Origin of the sequence: Sphingomonas endophytica (genome assembly GCF_001476895.1) — a bacterium.
GTDB classification, from domain to species: Bacteria; Pseudomonadota; Alphaproteobacteria; order Sphingomonadales; family Sphingomonadaceae; genus Sphingomonas; species Sphingomonas endophytica_A.
Genome location: NZ_LDTB01000008.1, coordinates 125,380 through 146,993, shown reverse-complemented (window position 1 = coordinate 146,993; position 21,614 = coordinate 125,380). Strand labels below are relative to the sequence as shown.

Here is a 21,614-nt window from a genome sequence, read left to right as displayed (position 1 = left end):
GTCAGCCGCGCCGGAACGGGGTCAGCTCGCCCAGGAACGCCTGTTCGCCCTCCACCGCCGCGCGTTCCTGTTCGAGGAAGCCCGCAACGGCGCGGCGGAAGTTGGGGTCGGGTATGTAATGCGCCGACCAAGTCGCAACCGGAGCATAGCCGCGCGCCAGTTTGTGTTCACCCTGCGCGCCCGCCTCCACCCGCGCCAGCCGCCGCGCGATCGCGGCGTCGATCGCCTGATAGTAACAGAGTTCGAAGTGGAGGAACGGCACCTCCTCGATGGCGCCCCAGTAGCGGCCGTACAGCGCATCGTCGCCGATCAGGTTGAGCGCGCCGGCGATCGGCTCCCCGTCACGCTCGGCAAGGATCAGCAGCACGCGCTCCGCCAACGCCTCGCCCAGCAGCGGGAAGAAGGCGCGGGTGAGGTACGGGCGGCCCCATTTGCGGTTCCCGGTGTCCTGATAGAATCGCCAGAAAGCGTCCCACTCGCGCGCGCCGATCTCGGCCCCGCTCAGATGCCGGATCGTCAGCCCCTCGACCGCCGCCGCGCGTTCCTTGCGGATCGCCTTGCGCTTGCGGCTGGCGAGCGCGGCGAGGAAGTCGTCGAAGCTGGCATAGCCATCGTTCTGCCAGTGGAATTGCGTCCCCTCGCGAATCAGCCAGCCGGCGGCCTCGAACAGGGGAAGTTGCCCGGGGGTGACGAAGGTGGCGTGCGCCGACGACAGGTCGTGCTGCGCGACGACCGCCTCCAGCGCGCCGATCAGCGCGGGCGCGGCGGCGGGATCGCGTAGCAGCAGCCGCGGACCGGGAACCGGGGTGAAGGGCGCGGCGACCTGAAGCTTCGGGTAATAGCGGCCGCCCGCGCGCTCCCATGCGTCCGCCCAGGCGTGGTCGAAGACATACTCGCCCTGGCTGTGCCCCTTGGCATACGCCGGGGCGACCGCCAGCGGCGCACCGTCGGGGCCATCGACGACGATCGGCACCGGCTGCCAGCCGCTGCGCCCGCCGACGCTGCCTGACGCCTCGAGCACGGACAGGAAGGCATGGCCGACGAACGGGTTGGCGGTGCCGGCGCACGCATTCCAATGATCGGCGGGGATGGCGGAAACGCCATCCACCATGCGCGCGGTGAGCGAGGTCATCGCGCGCGAGATAGGATGGCGCGCGCCCGGATCAAAGGGCGGATGCGACCTCGATGATCGCATCGACCTCGACCGCCGCCCCCAGCGGCAACGCCGCGACGCCGACGGCGGCGCGCGCATGCTTGCCGCTGTCGCCGAACAGCTTGACCATCAGGTCCGATGCGCCGTTGGCGACCTTCGGGTGGTCGGTGAAATCGGCGGTCGAGTTCACGAACACGCCCAGCTTGACGATCCGCGTGATCCGCTGAAGGTTGCCGAGATGCGCCTTCACCTGCGCGATCACCATCAGCGCGCACGCCTGCGCGGCCGCCTGTCCGTCCTCCAGCGAGGTGCCGTCACCCAGCTTGCCCGTCATGACCGCGCCGTCCTTGAACGGCAACTGGCCGGAGACGTGGAGCAGCCCACCCGCCTCGACGACGGGGACATAAGCGGCGATGGGGGCGGCCGCCTGCGGCAGCGTGAGGCCCAGTTCTTCGAGAGCGCGGTCGATACGGTCGGTCATGCGCGAGTCCTGCCGCCAGCCGGGGCGGCGGGTCAAGCCTCCGCCGGCACGCCCGCGTCGAACCGCGCGGCGATCCAGTCCTGCGCCTCCCGCCAGTCGTCGATACGTGCGTGCGCATGCGGGGCCGGCGGGACGCCGGTGACCATGCCGGGCTCCGACACCATGTGCAGCCGCCAGACGCCGGGCGCTTCCTGTGCGACCGATTCGTGATGGTGTGGCAGGTCATCGACGAACACCGTCACCGGCGCGCCATATTCCGCCACCAGCCGCGCGACCGGGGCGCCCTTGCCACCCTGGTTGCATTCGACGCGGTGGGCGATGCCGTGACCCGCAAGCTGATCGATGCGATGCGTGCGGCAGTGATCCTCCAGGTTGGTCAGGATCACGATATCGGCATGCCCCGCCAGCGCGGCCAGCGCCTCGCGCGCGTTCGGGACCAGCGTCTGGCGGTGCATCTGCTCGGGAAAGAAGCCGCCGAGATAGGAGAACATCTCCTCCCGGGTCAGCGGTGCGCCACTGCCACGCCGCTTCATGCTCCTGGCCAGTTCCCACGACCCGATCGTGAAATCCACCTCATGTACCTCGCCCAGCCAATTGGCGAAGTGACGGACCATGTGCAGCAACACCTCATCACAATCGGAGATCAGCAGCGGGCGGCTCATGCCGCGCGCTCCAGCACATGCCGCGCCGCGACCAGATCGGCGGGGCTGTTGCCGAGCGCGTCGGCACAGGACATCAGGTCGGGCTCATGACCCTCCAAAAAGGAGAGAATCGCAGCAAGTGTCGCTGGATCTTCCAGCCTGTTCCGCAAGTTATCCGGTATAAGGCCCGTTACGCCGATGAAGCGGTCCGCGCGTAACGAATCGTTAAGGACGAAGGACAAAGCATTCAGCGCGATCGTTACGGCTTGATCTCGATTTATGGCACCATAGGTCATCGTTTCGTATCGCCGGACTGGGAGGAGTTGCCGTCGCGTGGCAAAGCGGGTGCTCGTTGTCGAGGACAACGAACTTAATCTCAAGCTGTTCTGCGACCTGCTGCGGGCGCATGGCTTTGCCGTGGAGCCCGTCCGCGACGGGCGCGAAGCGGTGGAACGCGCGCGCGCCTTCGTGCCGGACCTGGTGGTGATGGACATCCAGATGCCGCACGTCACCGGCTATGAACTGATTCTCCAGCTCAAGGCGGACGCGGCGCTGCGCCACATTCCGGTGATGGCGGTGACCGCCTATGCCGGGCGCGAGGACGAGGAGCGGATCCGCACCGCCGGCGCGGACGCCTATATTTCCAAGCCGATCACGCTTGCGCGGTTCATGGCCGCCATCGACGCGCTGCTGTAACGACAAAAAACCGCCGACGCGGTGCGCGCGGGCGGTCTTCCGACAAACGAGATCGAATCGCCCGGACCGTTCTGGCCCCCAACATTCGCCGGGGTAACCGAACGATCCTTACGCGACCCGGTCGATCACTTGATCTTGGCTTCCTTGAACTCGACGTGCTTGCGCACGACGGGATCGTACTTGTTGAAGCTGAGCTTCTCGGTCTTCGTGCGCGGGTTCTTCTTCGTGACGTAGAAGAAGCCGGTGTCCGCAGTGCTGACGAGCTTGATCTTGACGGTGGTCGGCTTTGCCATGACCAGTTCCTAGCGAATGAAAACGAAAAATGCGGCGAAGGCTCCTCCGCCGCGTCAGGGGTGGGCGCTTGGCCCAACCGGCCCGCGAAGTCAAGCTTTGCCGCGGTTAAGAGCGTCGTAACCCCTGGCGCCTAATGTATTGCGGACAGGAGAAGCCGCCATGACCAGCGACGATACCATCACCGCACGCGCCGAAATGTCGGCGCGAATCGCCACGATCGACTGGCGCGCCGGCCCGACGCGACTCGGCCCTGACATCGATCGTATCCGCGCGCTGGCGGAGCATCACCACCTGCCCGGCGCGGTCGCGGCCGCCCATCAGCTTCGCACCGCGGTCGCACGCGGCGAACGCGGCGTGCCGGTGCATCGCCTGCTGGCGCTGCTGCACGAAGCCGTCACCGGCGAATATCCCGGATCGCCTACCGAGCAGGACGCGCGGTCCAGCGTCGCCGCCTGACCCGATCGGCATGCTGGCGGGAGCGATTCCCGCGGACAACCGTTTCGCCCGCGACATCACATCACGGAGCGAATCGTGACCGACATCAATCCCGCCCTCGACACGCCGACCGATCTGGCGCGCAACGACACGCGCACAGTAGCGGACGCGCTCAACGCCGCGCTCGCCGACAGCTACGCGCTGTATCTCAAGACGAAGAACTTCCACTGGCACGTCAGCGGGCCGCACTTCCGCGACTATCACCTGCTGCTCGACGATCAGGCCGCGCAGATCCTGGGCGTGACCGATGCGATCGCCGAGCGGGTGCGCAAGACCGGCAACACCACGCTGCGCTCGATCGGCGACATCTCGCGCCGCCAGTCGATCAAGGATAATGACCGCGACTTCGTCAGCGCCGCCGACATGCTCGGCGAGCTGCGCGACGACAATCTGACGCTGGTCGAGCGCTTTCGCGAGGTGAAGCAGGCGTCGGAAGATGCGGGCGACAACGCCACCAGCGGGATCGTCGACGAATGGACCGACCAGGCCGAGGAGCGCGCCTGGTTCCTGTTCGAGGCCAGCCGCAACGGCTGAACGGATCGGGCGCCGACGCGTTAACCATCGGAAATCGCGGGAGCATCGTCATGTTGAAACTGGCTGTCATCTTCCTGGTCGCGGGGCTGTTGCTCGGCGCGCTGGGGTTCGGCGGGATCGGCGGCGCCTTTGTCGGCATCGCGAAGATCCTGTTCTTCATCGCGCTGGCGCTGTTTCTCATCTTTCTCGTGCTCGGGCTGGTCGCCGGCAAGACGGTGAAGGACGCCGTGGACTGACGCCCGTCCACGGAACGGTGGATAGGGCAGCCATCTTGCCCTGTGCTGCGCGGGAGTGCATCACCCCGCGCAACCATCGTTCCGAGGAGTTTCAATGCGTACCACCCTCGCCGCCGTCCTGTTCACGGCGCTGACGACCACGGCGGTCGCCGCCCAGACGACGACCCTGCCGGCCAGCAATCCGTTTGCGAAAGCCAGCACCCTGCCCTTCGAGGCACCGCCATTCGACCGGATCAAGGACAGCGACTATCTTCCGGCGCTGGAAGTCGGGATGGCGCAGCAGAGCGCCGAGATCGCGGCGATCGCCAACAACCGCGCCGCGCCGACTTTCGACAATACGATTGCCGCAATGGAGAAGTCGGGTCGCCTGCTGGAGCGGGCGGCGATGGCCTTCTACGGCGTGGTCGGCGCCAACACGGACGACGTGCTGCAGAAGACGCAGGCGACGCTGGCGCCGAAGTTCGCCGCGCATCAGGATTCGATCACGCTGAACCCGAAGCTCTTCGCGCGCGTGAAGACCCTGTACGACGGGCGCGCGACGCTGAAGCTGACACCGGAGCAGCTGCAGGTCCTGACGCTGACCTATCAGAACATGGTGCGTGCCGGTGCGCAACTGGCCCCGGCGCAGAAGACGAAGCTGAGCGCGCTCAACGCGCAGCTCTCGACGCTGGAAACCGCGTTCCAGCAGAAGCTGCTTGCCGCCGCCAAGGCCGGGGCGCTGGTGGTCGACGACCGCGCGAAGCTGGCCGGGCTGTCGGAAGCGGAGATCGCCGCCGCCGCCGCGACCGCCAAGGAGCGCGGGCTGCCGGGCAAATATGTGCTGACGCTCCAGAACACGACCGAGCAGCCGCCGCTCGCCTCGCTGACCGACCGCGCCACGCGCGAGGCGCTGTTCAAGGCGGGCTGGTCGCGCGCCGAGAAGGGCGACGCCAACGATACGCGCGCGACGATCAGCCAGATCGCCGACCTGCGCGCGCAGAAGGCGGCGCTGCTCGGATTCCCGACCTGGGCCGATTACGTGCTGGCCGACCAGATGGCGAAGAACCCGAAGACCGCGCTCGACTTCATGCAGAAGCTGGGCACCCCGGTCGCGGCCGAACAGCGCCGCGAGGCGGCCGAGCTCCAGGCGCAGATCAAGGCCGATGGCGGCGACTTCACGCTGAAGCCGTGGGACTGGGATCTGTATGCCGAGCGGCTGCGCAAGGCGAAGTACGACCTGAACCAGGACGAGCTGAAGCCGTATTTCGAGATCAACCGCGTGCTGACCGATGGCGTCTTCTACGCCGCCAATCAGCTCTACGGCATCACCTTCAAGCGTCGCACCGACATTCCCGTCTATAACCCGGACGTGATGGTCTATGAGGTGTCCGAGGAGAACGGCACCCCGATCGGGCTGATGTACTTCGATTACTGGAAGCGCGACAACAAGAACGGCGGTGCCTGGATGTCGAACTTCGTCAACCAGTCGAAGTTGCTGGGAACGAAGCCGGTCATCTACAACGTCGGCAATTTCATCAAGCCGGCGGCGGGGCAGCCCGCGCTCATCACCTTCGACGACGTGGTGACGATGTTCCACGAATTCGGCCACGCGCTGCACGGCCTGTTCGCGAACCAGACCTATCCGTCGGTGTCGGGGACCAACACCGCGCGCGACTTCGTGGAATTCCCGTCGCAGTTCAACGAGCATTGGGCGCTCGACCCCAAGGTGATGCCGCATTACGCGGTGAACGCGCAGGGGCAGGTGATCCCGCCCGCGCTGGTCGACAAGATCAAGCGCGCCTCGACCTTCAACACCGGCAACACCTTCGGTCAGGCGCTGGCGGCGGCGGAGCTCGACATGAGCTGGCATTCGCTGCCTGCCAGTGCCGGGCGGCAGGATGTCGATTCGTTCGAAAAGAAGGCGCTGGCAGCTACCGGGCTGGATACCGACGACGTCCCGCCGCGCTATCGCTCCAGCTATTTCCTGCACATCTGGGGCAACGGCTATTCGGCCGGCTATTATGCGTACCAGTGGACCAAGATGCTGGACAACAACGCCTACGACTGGTTCGAGAACCACGGCGGCATGACCCGCGCCAATGGCCAGCGCTTCCGCGACATGATCCTGTCGAAGGGCCATACCGAGGATTATGCGACGATGTTCCGCGCCTTCAACGGCAAGGACCCGGAGATCGCGCCGTTGCTGCACGACCTGGGGCTGAATGCGGACGGGAGCCGCGTGGCGCCGTAACGGCGCTGTCGGGGTGGCATTTTCATGAGTGTCACCCCGCTCCTCCGTCAGCCCGACGCAGGCCGGGGTCCAGTTGGGAAGGCCGCGGTAATTGCACGCTGCGCGTCGTCACCGTCGTTCCGTAGCTGGACCCCGGCCTGCGCCGGGGTGACGGCCATAGGGTGGGGTGACGGTGACAGAATGCGGCGACGTCACACCCCTTACGCCAGCAGGTCGCGCGCTTCCGGGTGTTTATCGATATAGGCCCGGACAAACGGGCATTGCGGGATCACCTTCAGCCCGCGGTCGCGCACCAGATACAACGCGCCGCGAATCAGGGTGGTGCCGACGCCCCTGCCCTCGATCTCCGGTGGGACGACCGTATGGGTGAACACGATCGTGTCCCCCTCCAGCTGATAGGCCGCCACCGCGCGGTGGCCGTCGACCGTCAGCACGAACTCCTGCTCCGATCGCTGATCCTCGACGCGCCCGACGCTCATTGCGCAGCCGGAGCTTCGGGGGGTGCGTCGACGCCCTTGGCAGCGGGCGCGATCGGCCGCGGCGTGTCCGCCTGACGACCGGCGTCGACGTCGCGGCGCTCGCAACCGCCCAGCATGGCGGCCGCCGCAAAGGTGAACAGGGCGAGATTGGGCCGGGCGTGCATCGCGGACTTTCGCTGACAGATCAGCACGCCACAACGCCGCAAGCCCTGCCGCTGTTCCGGCGCGCCGGTTGCAGGATCCGCGCCCCGCGCCTACGTGCGGCTCCGCACATGGCGCGCGATCCGCTCCCCGACCTGCAACGCATCTTCGGCTTCCCCGCCTTTCGCGGCGTGCAGGAGCAGGTGGTGACGCGCGTGCTGGCGGGCGAACGGACGCTGGCGGTGATGCCGACCGGCGCGGGCAAGTCGCTGTGCTACCAGCTGCCGTCCGCGATGCTGGACGGTACGTGCATCGTCGTCAGTCCGCTGATCGCGCTGATGCACGATCAGTTGCGCGCCGCGACCGCCGTGGGCCTGCGCGCGGCAACGCTGACCAGCGTCGACGAGAACAGGGCCGAAACGCGCGGGCGCTACCTAGATGGCGAGTTGGACCTGTTGTACGTCGCGCCGGAGCGCGCCTCGACCGCCGATTTTCGCGACCTGCTGACGCGTGGCCGCCCGGCGCTCTTCGCGATCGACGAGGCGCATTGCGTCAGCGAATGGGGGCATGACTTCCGCCCCGACTATCGTCTGCTGCGCCCGTTGCTCGACACGTTCGCGGACGTGCCGCGCCTCGCGCTGACCGCCACCGCCGACGCGCATACCCGCGCCGACATCCTCGAACAGCTCGGCATTCCGCACGAGGGGATGATCGTCGCGGGCTTCGACCGCCCCAACATCCGCTACGCGATCCGCCCGAAGGACAATAGCACGCGCCAGATCGCCGATGTGGTGCGCGACACGCCGGGCCCGGGCATCGTCTATGTCCAGACGCGCGCCGCGACCGAGAAGCTGGCGGCGCAACTGACGCAGATCACCGGGCGGCCGGTGCGCGCCTATCACGCCGGGCTCGACCCCGCCGTGCGCGCGAAGAATCAGGCCGATTTCGTCGCGTCCGAGGACATGGTGATGTGCGCAACGGTCGCGTTCGGGATGGGGATCGACAAGCCCGACGTCCGCTTCGTCGCGCATGCCGGGCTGCCGAAATCGATCGAGGCCTATTATCAGGAAACCGGCCGCGCCGGGCGTGACGGCGACCCGGCGGTGGCGCATCTGTTCTGGGGCGCGGAGGATTTCGCGCGCGCGCGGCAACGCATCGCCGAGGTCGAGGAGCATCGCCAGCCCGGCGAGCGGCAGCGGCTGGGGGCGCTGGGCGCGCTGGTCGAGACGGCGGGATGCCGCCGCGCGATCCTGCTGCGGCATTTCGGCGAGCACCCGCCCGAGACCTGCGGCAATTGCGACAATTGCCTGTCGCCCCCCGCCGCGATCGACGCGACCGAGACGGCGCGCAAATATCTGTCGGCGGTGTTCCGCACCGGGCAGATGTTCGGTGCGACCTATATCGAGGAGGTGCTGACCGGCAAATCCAGCGAGCGAAGCCTGATGAACGGGCACGAGGCGCTGTCGGTGTGGAACATCGTCGACGGCGCGGAGGTCGCGATGCTCAAGCCGGTCGGGCGCGCGCTGCTGCTGAAGGATGCGCTGCGCACCAATCCGCACGGCGGGCTGGAATTCGGCCCGGCGGCGCGCGCGCTGCTGAAGGGCGAATCGACGCTGGCGCTGGTCGAGCCGCCCAAGCGCGAGCGGCGCCGGCGCGGCGCGGCTGCCGGGGCGAACAATCCGGCGGACGATCCGCTGTTCGAGGCGCTGCGCGGCACCCGACGCGAACTGGCGAAGGAGGCGGGGGTGCCACCCTATGTCATCTTCCACGACTCGGCGCTGCGCGAGATGGCGGCGCTGCGCCCGACCTCGCTGATGGCGCTGGGGCGGATCGCAGGGGTCGGGCAGCGCAAGCTGGATGCCTATGGGCAGGCGTTCCTCGATACGATCCGCGCGCGCGGCTGACGTTTCCGGCTGACGCGCTCGCCCGGTTTCGCTACGGCATGGCGTCATGCTTCGCATCATCGACGACAGGATCGCGGTCGCTCCGCAAATCACCCCGCAGGACTTGCCCGCCATCAAGGCGGCGGGCTATGTCGCGATCGTCAACAACCGCCCCGATGGCGAGGAGCCGGGCCAGCCGACCGGCGAGGCGATCCGCGCCGCCGCGGAGGCCGCCGGGCTCGGCTATACCGCGATCCCGATCACCCATGCCGGTTTCTCGCGCCCGCAGGTCGATGCGATGGCGGCGACGCTGGCGGCGGCGGACGGGCCGGTGCTGGCCTATTGCCGTTCGGGCACGCGTTCTTGCAACCTGTGGGCGCTGGCCGGGGCGGCCGGCGGCGACGCACCGGAGGAACTGACCGCGAAAGCGGCGCGCGCCGGCTATGACCTGACCGCCTTGCGCCCGCTCATGGACGCGGTGCGCGCGAACTGAACGGCGACGGCGGTGGGGCTCGGCTCGCTGTTCGGGTTCGGCCGGGCGGAACGACGGTTGGACTCGATTGAGGAGGCGATCACGGCCGTGGCCGAGGCGCTGCCGGGGTTTCATGCCTTCGACGCGACGATCGGCGCTGACCGCTGCGCCGCACTGACGATCGACACGACCGGGCGGATCGCGGCGGTGCAGGTATGCGGCCGGAAGGTGCGCGCGCGCGAACTGATGTGGTCGATGCTGCGCGCGACCCCGGTGGGCATCCTGATCGAGATGCGCGACCGACACCTGGACGGATTGCTGTTGCAGGGCGTGAGCGCGGTCGATGTGCGCCGGCTGGGAATGCCGCCGCTGATGCAGCGCGAGCGCGCGCGGATCACCGCCCCCGAATGGATGGCGAATATCGTCGAGCCCGAGGATGCCTGAGCATTCCCCGGAACACCTTGACGTCCTGATCGTCGGGGCGGGGCTTTCGGGGATCGGCGCGGCGGTACGGCTGCGGGAGAAGGATGCGGGGCTGACTCTCGCGATCTTCGAGGGGCGCGACGCGATCGGCGGTACGTGGGACCTGTTCCGCTATCCGGGCGTGCGATCGGATTCGGACATGGCGACGCTCGGCTATCCGTTCCGCGCGTGGCGGGGCGACCGGGCGATCGCCGAGGGCGGCGCCATCCGCGATTACATCGTCGATACCGCGCGCGAGACGGGCGTGGCGGCGCTGGTGCGGCTGCGGCACCGCGTGCTGCGGGCCGACTGGTCGCATCAGGATGCACGCTGGACGGTCGATTACGAGGTAGATGGCGTGGCGGCGCGCGTGACATGCGCGTTCCTGTACGGCTGCACCGGCTATTACGATTACGCGCAGGGCCATGCGCCCGACTGGCCGGGGCGAGGCGAGTTCGCCGGAACGCTGGTCCACCCGCAGTTCTGGCCCGAAACACTCGACGTGACCGGCAAGCGTGTCGTGGTGATCGGATCGGGGGCGACGGCGGTGACGCTGGTGCCCGCGCTGGTGCGGCGCGGCGCGGCGCACGTCACGATGCTCCAGCGCTCGCCCACCTATATCGTGTCGATGCCGTCGCGCAGCGCGGTGGACGCGCGACTGCGGCGGCTTCTGCCCGCGCGCGCCGCCGATGCGGCGATCCGGTGGAAGAGTATCGCGGTCAGCAGCTTCTTCTACACGTTGGCACGGCAGCGCCCGGCGGCGGTGCGGCGCGGCATCGCCGACGAGCAGCGCAAGCTGCTGGGCGAGGGGTTCGAAATGGCGCACCTGACCCCGCGCTACGATCCGTGGGACGAACGGCTGTGCCTCGTGCCCGACGCCGATCTGTTCGCGGTGTTGAAGGACAGGCGCGCGGCGATCGTGACCGACCGGATAGCACGTTTCACCCGTGACGGCCTCGCGCTCGAATCGGGCGTGGACCTCCCCGCCGACGTGATCGTCACCGCGACGGGCCTGCGCGTGCAGATGATGGGCGGGATCGCGCTCAGCGTCGATGACGTCCCGGTCGTCATGGCGGAGCGACTGGTATTTCGCGGCGCGATGCTGGACGGGGTGCCGAACTTCGCCTTCTCGGTCGGCTATACCAATGCGTCATGGACGCTGAAGAGCGACTTGACCGCGCGATTCGTCGGTCGATTGCTCCGCCACATGCGGCGCGGCAGCTTTCGCAGCGTCGAGGCCATAGCCATGCCGGGCGAGGCGTCCGACGATCCGCTGTTCGGGTTGCAATCGGGCTATGTCAGGCGAGCGGCCGGAGCCATGCCGCGGCAGGGGAAGCGCTCGCCGTGGCGGGTGCGGCAGAACTACCTGCTCGACTGGCTGGATTTTCACGCCAGTCGCGTGCGCCCAGGGCCACTGCGGTTCGGCAAGTAAGTTCGTCATCGCGGGCGTGGCGAAGCAATCCAGCGTCGGACCAGGACGACCTGGATCGCTTCGCTCCGCTCGCGATCACGAAACGACGCTACTTCCCCGCCGCGTCATTGCGCGCCTGCCGGTCGCGGTAGAATTGCTGGACCACCGCCCAGCCTTCCGCCGCGCTCTCCACATAGCGGAAGATGCCGAGGTCGCGTTCCGACACCACGCCTTCTTCCACCAGCGCCTCGAAATTGACGACACGTTCCCAGAACTCCCGCCCGAACAGCAGCACCGGCATCGGCTCGATCTTGCCGGTCTGGATCAGCGTCAGCAGCTCGAACAATTCGTCGAACGTCCCGAACCCGCCCGGAAAGGCCGCCAGCGCGCGCGCGTGCAGCAGGAAGTGCATCTTGCGCAGCGCGAAATAGTGGAATTGCGTCGACAGCGACGGCGTGACGTAGGGGTTGGGCGCCTGTTCGTGCGGCAGGACGATGTTCAGCCCGATCGATTCGGCATGAACGTCCGCCGCGCCGCGATTGGCCGCTTCCATGATCGACGGGCCACCGCCCGAACAGACCACGAAATGCCGCTTCCCCGCCTCATCGCGCGGGAAGTTCGAGCAGAGCTGCGCCAGTTCGCGCGCCATGTCGTAATATTTGCTCTTGGCGACCAGCCGCTCGGCGATGCGGCGGCTCTTGTCGTCGGTGGCGAGATCGAGCAGCGCCTGCGCCTTCGCCGGCTCCGGAATGCGCGCCGAGCCGTAGAACACGAAGGTGGAGCCGATATGCGCCTCCTCCAGGATCAGCTGGGTCTTGAGCAGTTCGAGCTGGAAGCGGACCGGGCGCAGATCCTCACGCAGGAGGAAGTCCATGTCCTGAAAGGCCAAGCTGTATGCCGGGCTCTCGGTTTGCGGGGTAGAGATGCTGGTCTTGGCGACCTCGGCATCCTGTTTGGCACGCGGGAAGACGCGGCTCGGCACTCGGGTATCACTCATTTATCCTGAGATAGAACGCGCATGTGACGCCCGCAAGATCACCGGCAGAAGCGCGCGCCGTCGTCTTCCAGATGCAAGTGATCGCGGTGCACCGCATTGTAATCCGGGGACAGCACGGTGCCGAAGCGGCGGCACGCGGAGGTATGGATCACCTTGAGGAATTGCCGCACCGCCGGGTCGGGCGAGTTCCAGTCGCGCAGGATCGAGATGCGCCGCCCGTCCTTCAACTCGAACGCGCCGATGTCGATCGCATTGGCGATCGCATGCCCGGAGCGGCGCGCGGGGCCGCTCGTGCCGACGGTGTTGCGACAGGCATAGCTGCCCATGCTGACGACGCGCGACAGTTCGGACCCGAGAATCTGGAAAGCGGCCGGGGCCACGCCGTTGCGCGCCCAGGCGGCATAGGCGCGTGCCTGTCCACAGCGCACCGCGCCGAGGTTCGCGGTCGGCACGCCGATGTCGAGCAGCTTCACCGTGCCGGTCAATGCGCAGCCGCCGCCAAAATCCTTGTCGGGCAGCGGCTGGAAATCGACACCGAGCGCGCGAAGGTCGGCGAAACATTGGCTTGTCTCGCGCGCGGAAGGAATGTCGACGCGCGCGCGCTGGGTCGGGGCAGCCGGGGGCTCGAACCGCCCGCAGGCGGCGAGCAGCGGCATGATCATCAGCAACGTCACGCCGGACCTGCTCCGGCATTCCCTGGTCCGCTCGCCTCGCATCGACGTGGCTTGCGGCACGGTCCGCGCCTGGACAAGTCCGGGGTGACGAAGGGAGTCCCCGATACGACGATCCGATAATCCATGTTGCCAGCGCGCCGCCCTGCCGCTAGGGCCGTCGACGGGCCACGCGGTCCCAACGCCGCGCGTGCTCTCTGTGAGGAGAGTCTACATGACTGATTCGACTGCCGCCGACGCCACTCTTGCGCCCGCGGCCAAGCCCGCCACCAAACCGGCGCGCCCGCATTTCTCGTCCGGCCCCTGCGCCAAGCCCCCCGGCTATGATCCCGCCAAGCTCGCGACCGACGTCCTCGGGCGTTCGCACCGCTCGAAGCTGGGCAAGCAGCGCCTGCAATATTGCATCGACCTGATGCGCGAACTGCTGAACCTTCCCGACACCCACCGCATCGGCATCGTCCCCGGTTCCGACACCGGCGCGTTCGAGATGGCGATGTGGACGATGCTGGGCGCGCGTCCGGTCACCGCGCTGGCGTGGGAGAGCTTCGGCGAAGGCTGGGTGACCGATGCGGTCAAGCAGCTGAAGATCGACCCGACCGTCATTCGCGCCGATTACGGCCAGCTTCCCGATTTGCACCAGATCGACTGGTCGAACGACGTGCTGTTCACCTGGAACGGCACCACCAGCGGCGTGCGCGTGCCGAACGGCGACTGGATTCCCGACGATCGCGCCGGGCTCAGCTTTGCCGACGCCACCTCTGGCGTGTTTGCCTACGACCTGCCGTGGGACAAGATCGACGTCGCGACGTTCAGCTGGCAGAAGGTGCTGGGTGGCGAGGGCGCGCATGGCGTGCTGATCCTGGGGCCCCGCGCGGTCGAGCGGCTGGAAAGCTACACCCCCGCCTGGCCGCTGCCGAAGGTGTTCCGCCTCGTGTCCAAGGGCAAGCTGGCCGAGGGCGTGTTCAAGGGCGAGACGATCAACACGCCATCGATGCTGGCGGTCGAGGATGCGATCTGGGCGCTGGAATGGGCCAGGGGGCTGGGTGAGCGCGGGCTGATCGCGCGGTCGGACGCCAATGCCGCCGCGCTGGACAAGATCGTCGCCGAGCGCGACTGGCTGGGGCATCTGGCCGAGGATGAGGCATCGCGGTCGAAGACCAGCGTCTGCCTGACCGTTGCGGGTGCCGACGAGGCGTTCATCAAGACGATGGCCGGGCTGCTGGAGAAGGAAGGCGCGGCGTTCGATGTGGCCGGCTATCGCGACGCGCCCGCGGGCCTGCGCATCTGGTGCGGCGCGACGGTGGATACCGCCGATATCGAGGCGCTCGGGCCGTGGCTCGACTGGGCATACGCCACCGCGAAGGCATGATCGTCGCCCCTGCGAAGGCAGGGGCCCATGTCTGCCTTTTTCCTATCCCCGGCTGACACAACACGCGACGCGATAGTGTCAGCCGTACCATCCCATTCGACAGAGATAGGCCCCTGCCTGCGCAGGGGCGACGGAGTGATAGTCATGCCCAAGGTACTGATTTCCGACAAGATGGACCCACGCGCTGCCGAGATCTTCCGCGAACGCGGGGTCGAGGTGGACGAAATCACCGGCAAGACCCCCGACGAGCTGAAGGCGATCATCGGCGAGTATGACGGGCTGGCGATCCGCAGCTCGACCAAGGTCACCAAGGACATTCTGGAGCACGCGACGAACCTGAAGGTCGTCGGCCGCGCCGGGATCGGCGTCGACAATGTCGACATCCCCGCCGCGTCGGCCAAGGGCGTGGTCGTGATGAATACGCCGTTCGGCAACTCGATCACCACCGCCGAACATGCCATCGCGCTGATGTTCGCGCTCGCGCGCCAGTTGCCGGAGGCCGACGCCTCGACCCAGGCGGGCAAGTGGGAGAAGAACCGCTTCATGGGGGTCGAGATGACCGCCAAGACGCTGGGCCTGATCGGCGCCGGCAACATCGGCTCGATCGTCGCCGACCGCGCGCTGGGGCTGAAGATGAAGGTCGTCGCCTTCGACCCGTTCCTGACCGAGGAGCGTGCGGTCGAACTGGGCGTGACCAAGGTGACGCTCGACGAGCTGCTGGCGCGCGCCGATTTCATCACGCTGCACACGCCGCTGACCGACCAGACCCGCAACATCCTGTCGGCGGAGAACCTCGCCAAGACGAAGAAGGGCGTGCGGATCGTCAATTGCGCGCGCGGCGGGCTGATCGACGAGGCGGCGCTGAAGGCGGGGCTCGATTCGGGGCATATCGCGGGCGCGGCGCTCGACGTGTTCGTGACCGAGCCGGCCAAGGAAAGCCCGCTGTTCGGCACCCCGAACTTCATCTCGACCCCGCATCTGGGCGCGTCGACCACCGAAGCGCAGGTCAATGTCGCGATCCAGGTCGCCGAGCAGATGGCCGATTATCTGGTGTCGGGCGGCGTCACCAACGCGCTGAACGTTCCCAGCCTGTCGGCGGAGGAAGCGCCGAAGCTGCGTCCGTACATGGGCCTCGCGGAAAAGCTCGGCTCGCTGGTCGGGCAGCTCGCGACCGGCGCGATCGACCGCGTGTCGATCCACCGCGAGGGCGCGGCGGCGGACCTCAATCCGAAGCCGATCACCAGCGCGGTCCTCACCGGCTTCCTGCGCCAGCAGACCGACACGGTGAACATGGTCAACGCCCCCCTGCTGGCGCGCGAGCGCGGCATGGAAGTGCGCGAGATCCGCACCGAGCGCGAGGGCGATTACCACACGCTGCTGCGCGTCGCGGTACGCACCGCCGACGGCGAGCGGTCGGTGGCCGGCACGCTGTTCGGTGACAGCGCGCCGCGTCTGGTCGAGCTGTTCGGGATCAAGGTCGAGGCCGATCTGGCCGGGCCGATGCTTTATGTCGTCAACGAGGACGCGCCGGGCTTCATCGGGCGGCTCGGCACGCTGCTGGGCGAGTCGGGCGTGAACATCGGCACCTTCCACCTCGGTCGGCGTGAAGCCGGCGGCGAAGCGGTGCTGCTCCTGAGCGTCGATCAGCCGGTCGACGCGCAACTGCTCGCCGAGGTCAAGGCGCTGCCGGGCGTGAAGACCGCCATGGGTCTGTCGTTCTGAAACGGTTGTCAGCCCTCTGTCCACCGGGCAGAGGGCTGACATGACCGCGCTCCTGCCCGAAGGTCTTCGCGACCGCCTGCCCCCCTTCGCCGATGCCGCCGCCGCGATCGAGGCGCGCGTGCTGGGCGCCATCCACGCACACGGCTATGAGCGGGTCGATCCGCCGCTGGCCGAATTCGCCGAGGCGCTGGGCACGCGGTTGAAGGCCGGCGCGCTGCACGATGCGGTGCGCTTCGTCGATCCGGTGTCGCAGCGGACGCTGGCGATCCGCCCCGATCTGACCGCCCAGGTCGCGCGAATCGCGGCGACGCGGATGGGACATCACCCGCGTCCGGTACGGCTCAGCTATGCCGGGTCGGTGCTGAAGCTGCGCGCCAGCCAATTGTCGCCGGCGCGCGAGACGCGACAGATCGGGGCCGAACTGTTCGGGCTCGATTCGGTCGCGGCCGCGCAGGAGGTGGTAACGGTCGCGATCGACGCACTGGCGGCGGCGAATGTCGCGCGCCCGTCGATCGACTTCACGCTGCCCGATCTGGTCGACACATTGGCTGCCGGGCCGTTGCCGGTCGGGCCGGAGCGGCTGGACGATCTGCGCCAGCGGCTGGATGCCAAGGATGCGGGCGGTGTCGCGGCGATAGCGCCCGATTACCTGCCGCTGATCGCCGCGGCCGGACCGTTCGAGCAGGCGGTGGACCGGCTGCGCGCGTTCGATCGCGACGGTGTGCTGGCGTCGCGGATCGCCGGACTGACCGCGATCGCGCAGACGCTGGACGGGCGCGTCGCGATGACGCTCGATCCGACCGAGCGGCACGGCTTCGAATATCAGACGTGGCTCGGCTTCTCGCTGTTCGGCGGCGGATCGAGCGTCGAGATCGGGCGCGGCGGCACCTATACGGTCGTGCACGAGGGCGGCGCGGAAGAGGCGGCGACGGGTTTCTCGCTGTTCGCCGACCGGCTGCTCGGCGATCCGCCCGTGCATGACCGCCGTCGCCTTTTCGTGCCGTTCGGGACGCGCGCAGCCGATGCGGCGCGGATGCGGGAGGCGGGCTGGGTGACGGTCGCCGCGCTGGAGGCGGGGGACACGCCGGAGGCACAATTGTGCACGCACCTGCTGGCGGATGGCGAGGCCCGCGCGTTGTAAGGTGAAATGTTCGTAATGTCGGGTGGCGGCGTTTACGGGGTGCCGCCACGCGAATAGACTTGGCCTCGACACTTTTCGCGAGATCGTTGCCATGAACCCGAAGTTGTCGACTGCCATCATTCTGTTTTCATCCGTGCTTCTGGCAAGTAACGCCGTCGCGCAGACTTATGTCGTCCGCCGGGTTGTCAGCGGTCCGACCAGGGGCTTTGCCGACCTGCATATTTCCAAGGCCGCGATGCCGGGCGAGAAGATCCGGCTGTGGTTCGCGACGCTCACCAACCCCGATTGCTCGTCGGCGGGCACGATGACGACGCAGGTCCTCGGCCAGCCGCATCACGGTGTCGTCGATATCTCGACCGAGAAGGTCTATCCGAACTTCGTCGCCCCCAATCCGCGCGTCGTCTGCGACAAGCAGAAGGTCGACGGCGTGCAGGCCTTCTATACGCCCGCCGCCGACTTCCACGGTCATGACAAGGTGGTGTTGCGGAACGCGACGTCGGAAGGGCGCGTGCGGCGTGTCATCGTCGATGTCGACGTCCGGTAAATAATCGTTCTTGATGTGTTCGCAACCACCACTTAGCCTCCCCGCATCGAAGCAGGGAGGATGAGATGGGTGCCTATGCCACGGTGGGGGCGATCGACGCCGATCGCTCGCACGCATTCTACGATGCGGTGCTGGCGACGATCGGGTGGAGCAGCCACGCGCAGTTTCCGGGCTGGCGCGGCTATTCGGAGGGCGGCGCGGGCGATGGTTTCGTTCTGTGGGTGTGCCTGCCCTTTGACAAGGCCCCCGCCACCGCCGGGAATGGATCGATGATCGGCTTCTTCGCGGCCAGCCATGAACAGGTCGATGCGTTCTACGCCGCCGCACTGGCGCATGGTGGCAGCGACGAGGGGCCGGCGGGACCGCGGCCACAATATTCGGCGCACTGGTATGCGGGTTATGTCCGCGACCCGGCGGGCAACAAGCTGGCGGTGGTCTGCCACGCACCCGGTTGACCTGTCCGCGCCCGCCCGCTACCCGCGCCCCCGACATTCCTGAACCGCCCGCGTGCCGAGTCCTGTCGAAGGGCGCGCGGGTCCGCAGCGGCAGGCGGGGAATTGCATCCATGGCAAATGTAGCGGTCATCGGCGCGCAATGGGGCGACGAGGGCAAGGGCAAGATCGTCGACTGGCTGGCGGAGCGTGCCGACATGGTCGTCCGCTTCCAGGGCGGGCACAATGCGGGGCACACCCTGGTCGTCGGCGAGAACGTCTACAAGCTGTCGCTGCTGCCGTCGGGGATCGTGCGCGGCACGCCGTCGGTGATCGGCAACGGCGTCGTGCTCGACCCCTGGGCGCTGAAGGCGGAGATCGAGCGGCTGGCCGCGCAGGGCGTGACCGCCACGCCCGAGACGCTGCGCATCGCCGACAATTGCGCGCTGATCCTGCCGTTCCACCGCGACCTCGACGGCCTGCGCGAGGATGCCAGCGGCGCGGGTAAGATCGGGACGACGCGGCGCGGGATCGGCCCGGCCTATGAGGACAAGGTCGGGCGGCGCGCGATCCGCGTCTGCGATCTGGCGCATCTCGACGATCTCGGGCCGCAGCTCGATCGACTCACCGCGCACCACGACGCGCTGCGCGCCGGGTTCGGCGAGCCGCCGATCGACCGTGAGGCGCTGGTCGCCGAATTGCGCACGATCGCGGATTTCGTGCTCCCCTTCGCGCGGCCGGTGTGGCGCGACCTGAACATCGCCAAGGAGGCCGGCAAGCGCATCCTGTTCGAGGGCGCGCAGGGCGTGCTGCTCGACATCGATCACGGCACCTATCCGTTCGTCACCTCGTCGAACACGATCGCCGGCAGCGCGGCCGGCGGCTCGGGACTGGGGCCGTCGGCGGTCGGCTTCGTGCTCGGCATCGCCAAGGCCTATACCACGCGCGTCGGCTCCGGCCCCTTCCCCACCGAGTTGGAGGGCGATGGTCCGGATGGGGCGACCGGCGAGCGGCTGGGCACGCGCGGGCATGAGTTCGGCACGGTCACGGGGCGCAAGCGCCGCTGCGGCTGGTTCGACGCGGTGCTGGTACGGCAATCGGCGGCGGTCGGCGGCATCACCGGCATCGCGCTGACCAAGATCGACGTCCTCGACGGCTTCGACGAAGTGAAGATCTGCACCGGTTATCGCCTGCGCGGCGAGGTGATCGACTATTATCCCGCCCATGCCGCCGATCAGGCGCTGGTCGAGCCGGTCTATGAGACGATGGAGGGCTGGCAGGAATCGACCGCCGGCGCGCGAAGCTGGGCCGACCTGCCCGCACAGGCGATCAAATACATCCGCCGCGTCGAGGAACTGATCCGCTGCCCGGTGGCGCTGGTATCGACCAGTCCGGAGCGCGCCGATACGATCCTGGTCCGCGATCCGTTCGCGGACTGAGGATCGTCAGCGGATGAACCCGCCCTCGTTCGGCAAGGTCGCCTCCTCCGCGCGAGGCATCTTGCTGAACAGGGCGCGGTCCTCCGGACCGAAGGCGTAACGCCAGATCACGAACAGATAGGCCGCGAGCGTCGCGGCGACGCCGATCGATACCTGCGCCCAGCGCCAGCCCGGCGGCAACAAGGTGAAGGCGCCACCGACCGCAGCCCCCGCGCACGCCGCCCAGACCAGCGGCCAGCGCATTGGCGAGACGCTTGCTCCCAGCAGCCGTCCCAGAACGCCGGCCTTGATGAACGAGGTGAGCAGCAACACCAGCATCAGCGCGACCGGCGCGCCCGCCGCCTGCGTCGTCACGCCATAGCCGGCCGCGCGGATCGCGAGGATCAGCGCGAAGGACAAGGCGACCTGCAACGCCAGCATCGTCATCGAAATCAACAGGTTGCGGTGCCGCGCCATATAGACCAGCGCTGATTCGGACACCGCGCCGGTCGAGGCGAAGACCTCCGCGAACAGCAGGAATACCATCGGTGCGGCGCCGCTCACGAATTGCGGCCCGATCGTCGCCATCACGCCCTCGCGCGGGATCGAGGCGGTGATCGCCAGCGCCAGCTGCGCCGCGATGATCCAGAACGCCACCTGCCGCACCTGCCGCGCGATCGCCGTCAGGTCGCCGCGCGCCAGGCTCTGCGTCACGACCGGACCCAGGATCGGATCGAAGCTGGTCTTCAGCTTCTGCGGCAGGCTCGCGACCTGCTGCGCCATGTAATAGATGCCGACCACGCTCGGCGCGAATAGCGTGCCGAGGATCAGCCGGTCGATGTTGCGGCTGCCCCACTCCAGCGCGTCCGCCCCCGCCAGCGGGGTATTGGCGCGCGTCATCTGCCACAATTGCCCGACGTGCGGCGACCAGCCGTGCGGCACGCCATAGCTGCGGATGAGTGGCACGATGCTGGCGGTCAGCGCGGCGACCATGCTGGCGACATAGGCCAGCACCAGCCCGTCCTTGTGCGTGAAGAACGAGAACAGGAAGGCGAAGATCGACAGCGTCCACGGTTCGATCACCGCCCGTGCCGTGACGCTGGCCTTCACATCGTGGCGATAGGCGAGCGCGGCGAGGCTGACGTCGGACAGCGCGGGCGCGAGGATGATGAGCGGGAAGAAGCGGTCCAGCCCGACGATCGCCGAATTGGGGTACATCGCCTGCGGAAACGCGAACAGCGCGGCACTGGCGATCAGGCTGGCGATCAGCGCCAGCGCCAGCGCGTCGAACACGACGTGATTGTGCGGACGCTCGGTGGAGGACAAAGCCTGCGCCAGCCCGCGCTTGAGGCCGAGCGTGGCGATCAGTGCGGCGAACTCGACCACGACGACCGCGATCGCGAAGCGCCCGACCAGCGCCGCACCGTACATGTGGCCCGCGATGAACAGGAACGGGATCCGCGCGCCCAGCCGCAGGATGAACCCCGCGACGTTGGTGCGGCCGCCCTTGGCGAGCGCGGCGATGTCCTCGGTCTGGTCGGTCATGCGAAGCACTTCGTCATTGCGAGCGGAGCGAAGCCATCCGGAGCGTCACGCGCTGGGCTCTGGATTGCTTCGCTGCGCTCGCAATGACGGTGGTGGGAGAGGTGCGCCGCGGCGAAGCCGCGTCGTCGGACGGGCGTTGCCCGCCGCCCGCGCTGGCTTGAGTCAGCC

Annotated in this window: 25 protein-coding genes; 15 read left to right on the top strand and 10 right to left on the bottom strand. The window is 68.0% G+C overall.

Translation table 11 applies throughout. From position 1 onward, the window contains the following. Position 1: 1 nt before the first annotated feature. Genes NS334_RS03560 through NS334_RS03545 form a run of 4 tightly spaced genes read right to left on the bottom strand, consistent with a single transcriptional unit; the run spans position 2 to position 2,571 of the window. Positions 2-1,132: a GNAT family N-acetyltransferase gene (locus NS334_RS03560; RefSeq protein ID WP_058754586.1), complete on the bottom strand. Its 1,131-nt coding sequence runs from the start codon at positions 1,130-1,132 to the stop codon at positions 2-4. A 31-nt stretch (positions 1,133-1,163) separates the two neighbouring features. Continuing rightward, entirely contained in the window at positions 1,164-1,634 is a 471-nt protein-coding gene (locus NS334_RS03555) for a RidA family protein (protein ID WP_058754641.1), read from the bottom strand. Between the two features lie 32 nt (positions 1,635-1,666). Next, complete coding sequence (locus NS334_RS03550; protein WP_058754585.1) at positions 1,667-2,296, bottom strand: hypothetical protein; 630 nt, start codon at positions 2,294-2,296, stop codon at positions 1,667-1,669. After that, positions 2,293-2,571, bottom strand: coding sequence for a DUF3572 domain-containing protein (locus NS334_RS03545; protein WP_058754584.1), 279 nt, complete (start codon positions 2,569-2,571; stop codon positions 2,293-2,295). Before NS334_RS03545 ends, NS334_RS03550 begins: the two co-directional genes overlap by 4 nt. Positions 2,572-2,608: 37 nt before the next feature. Here NS334_RS03545 and NS334_RS03540 point away from each other — a divergent pair, with 37 nt between their 5' ends. Then, entirely contained in the window at positions 2,609-2,971 is a 363-nt protein-coding gene (locus NS334_RS03540) for a response regulator (RefSeq protein WP_058754583.1), read from the top strand. Between the two features lie 125 nt (positions 2,972-3,096). Here the strand turns inward: NS334_RS03540 and rpmG are convergent, their stop codons facing one another. Next, on the bottom strand, positions 3,097-3,264 hold the full coding sequence (gene rpmG, locus NS334_RS03535) for a 50S ribosomal protein L33 (RefSeq protein ID WP_028967260.1): 168 nt from the start codon (positions 3,262-3,264) through the stop codon (positions 3,097-3,099). Positions 3,265-3,424: 160 nt separating this feature from the next. Between rpmG and NS334_RS03530 the strand changes: the two genes are divergently transcribed. The 4 genes from NS334_RS03530 (at position 3,425) to NS334_RS03515 (ending at position 6,760) form a co-directional block, all read left to right on the top strand. Then, entirely contained in the window at positions 3,425-3,721 is a 297-nt protein-coding gene (locus NS334_RS03530; protein ID WP_058754582.1) for a hypothetical protein, read from the top strand. A gap of 75 nt (positions 3,722-3,796) precedes the next feature. Continuing rightward, positions 3,797-4,294 (top strand): Dps family protein, encoded by a 498-nt coding sequence (locus tag NS334_RS03525; protein ID WP_058754581.1) that lies wholly within the window; start codon positions 3,797-3,799, stop codon positions 4,292-4,294. A 50-nt stretch (positions 4,295-4,344) separates the two neighbouring features. Next, positions 4,345-4,530 (top strand): DUF1328 family protein, encoded by a 186-nt coding sequence (locus tag NS334_RS03520; protein WP_058754580.1) that lies wholly within the window; start codon positions 4,345-4,347, stop codon positions 4,528-4,530. Between the two features lie 94 nt (positions 4,531-4,624). Then, a complete protein-coding gene (locus NS334_RS03515; protein WP_083500227.1) occupies positions 4,625-6,760 on the top strand; it encodes a M3 family metallopeptidase in 2,136 nt (711 codons plus the stop codon). A 200-nt stretch (positions 6,761-6,960) separates the two neighbouring features. Here NS334_RS03515 and NS334_RS03510 read toward each other — a convergent pair whose 3' ends face one another. Together NS334_RS03510 and NS334_RS18095 are read right to left on the bottom strand one after the other, a co-directional pair. Then, positions 6,961-7,239, bottom strand: coding sequence for a GNAT family N-acetyltransferase (locus tag NS334_RS03510; RefSeq protein ID WP_058754579.1), 279 nt, complete (start codon positions 7,237-7,239; stop codon positions 6,961-6,963). Then, the gene (locus tag NS334_RS18095; RefSeq protein ID WP_153002569.1) at positions 7,236-7,430 is read right to left on the bottom strand and encodes a hypothetical protein; all 195 of its coding nucleotides are present in this window, start codon (positions 7,428-7,430) and stop codon (positions 7,236-7,238) included. The genes NS334_RS03510 and NS334_RS18095 overlap by 4 nt, the downstream gene beginning before the upstream one ends. 81 nt (positions 7,431-7,511) lie before the next feature. Here NS334_RS18095 and recQ point away from each other — a divergent pair, with 81 nt between their 5' ends. Genes recQ through NS334_RS03490 form a run of 4 tightly spaced genes read left to right on the top strand, consistent with a single transcriptional unit; the run spans position 7,512 to position 11,629 of the window. Next, positions 7,512-9,284, top strand: a complete 1,773-nt coding sequence (gene recQ / locus NS334_RS03505) for a DNA helicase RecQ (RefSeq protein WP_058754578.1) — start codon at positions 7,512-7,514, stop codon at positions 9,282-9,284. A 46-nt stretch (positions 9,285-9,330) separates the two neighbouring features. Beyond that, a complete protein-coding gene (locus tag NS334_RS03500) occupies positions 9,331-9,756 on the top strand; it encodes a TIGR01244 family sulfur transferase (RefSeq protein WP_058754577.1) in 426 nt (141 codons plus the stop codon). Between the two features lie 12 nt (positions 9,757-9,768). Beyond that, the gene (locus NS334_RS03495; protein ID WP_058754576.1) at positions 9,769-10,179 is read left to right on the top strand and encodes a hypothetical protein; all 411 of its coding nucleotides are present in this window, start codon (positions 9,769-9,771) and stop codon (positions 10,177-10,179) included. Next, positions 10,172-11,629, top strand: a complete 1,458-nt coding sequence (locus NS334_RS03490) for a flavin-containing monooxygenase (RefSeq protein WP_058754575.1) — start codon at positions 10,172-10,174, stop codon at positions 11,627-11,629. Before NS334_RS03495 ends, NS334_RS03490 begins: the two co-directional genes overlap by 8 nt. An 88-nt stretch (positions 11,630-11,717) precedes the next feature. Here the strand turns inward: NS334_RS03490 and NS334_RS03485 are convergent, their stop codons facing one another. Further along, complete coding sequence (locus NS334_RS03485; RefSeq protein WP_058754574.1) at positions 11,718-12,605, bottom strand: LOG family protein; 888 nt, start codon at positions 12,603-12,605, stop codon at positions 11,718-11,720. 38 nt (positions 12,606-12,643) lie between these two features. Further along, positions 12,644-13,261: an extensin family protein gene (locus NS334_RS03480; protein WP_058754639.1), complete on the bottom strand. Its 618-nt coding sequence runs from the start codon at positions 13,259-13,261 to the stop codon at positions 12,644-12,646. Between the two features lie 229 nt (positions 13,262-13,490). Here NS334_RS03480 and NS334_RS03475 point away from each other — a divergent pair, with 229 nt between their 5' ends. The 6 genes from NS334_RS03475 to NS334_RS03450 all read left to right on the top strand — a co-directional run bounded on the left by NS334_RS03475 (position 13,491) and on the right by NS334_RS03450 (position 19,922). Then, the gene (locus tag NS334_RS03475) at positions 13,491-14,645 is read left to right on the top strand and encodes a phosphoserine transaminase (protein WP_058754573.1); all 1,155 of its coding nucleotides are present in this window, start codon (positions 13,491-13,493) and stop codon (positions 14,643-14,645) included. Between the two features lie 144 nt (positions 14,646-14,789). Then, complete coding sequence (serA, locus tag NS334_RS03470; RefSeq protein ID WP_058754572.1) at positions 14,790-16,367, top strand: phosphoglycerate dehydrogenase; 1,578 nt, start codon at positions 14,790-14,792, stop codon at positions 16,365-16,367. A 40-nt stretch (positions 16,368-16,407) separates the two neighbouring features. Further along, entirely contained in the window at positions 16,408-17,508 is a 1,101-nt protein-coding gene (locus tag NS334_RS03465) for an ATP phosphoribosyltransferase regulatory subunit (protein ID WP_058754571.1), read from the top strand. Between the two features lie 133 nt (positions 17,509-17,641). Then, positions 17,642-18,052 carry a hypothetical protein gene (locus tag NS334_RS03460; RefSeq protein ID WP_153002568.1) on the top strand — a complete coding sequence of 137 codons (411 nt, stop codon included), beginning with the start codon at positions 17,642-17,644 and terminating at the stop codon, positions 18,050-18,052. Positions 18,053-18,117: 65 nt separating this feature from the next. Next, positions 18,118-18,507 carry a VOC family protein gene (locus NS334_RS03455; protein ID WP_058754569.1) on the top strand — a complete coding sequence of 130 codons (390 nt, stop codon included), beginning with the start codon at positions 18,118-18,120 and terminating at the stop codon, positions 18,505-18,507. A gap of 110 nt (positions 18,508-18,617) precedes the next feature. Then, entirely contained in the window at positions 18,618-19,922 is a 1,305-nt protein-coding gene (locus NS334_RS03450) for an adenylosuccinate synthase (RefSeq protein ID WP_058754568.1), read from the top strand. Positions 19,923-19,928: 6 nt separating this feature from the next. Here NS334_RS03450 and NS334_RS03445 read toward each other — a convergent pair whose 3' ends face one another. Further along, positions 19,929-21,446, bottom strand: a complete 1,518-nt coding sequence (locus tag NS334_RS03445) for a lipopolysaccharide biosynthesis protein (protein WP_058754567.1) — start codon at positions 21,444-21,446, stop codon at positions 19,929-19,931. Positions 21,447-21,614 lie beyond the last annotated feature (168 nt).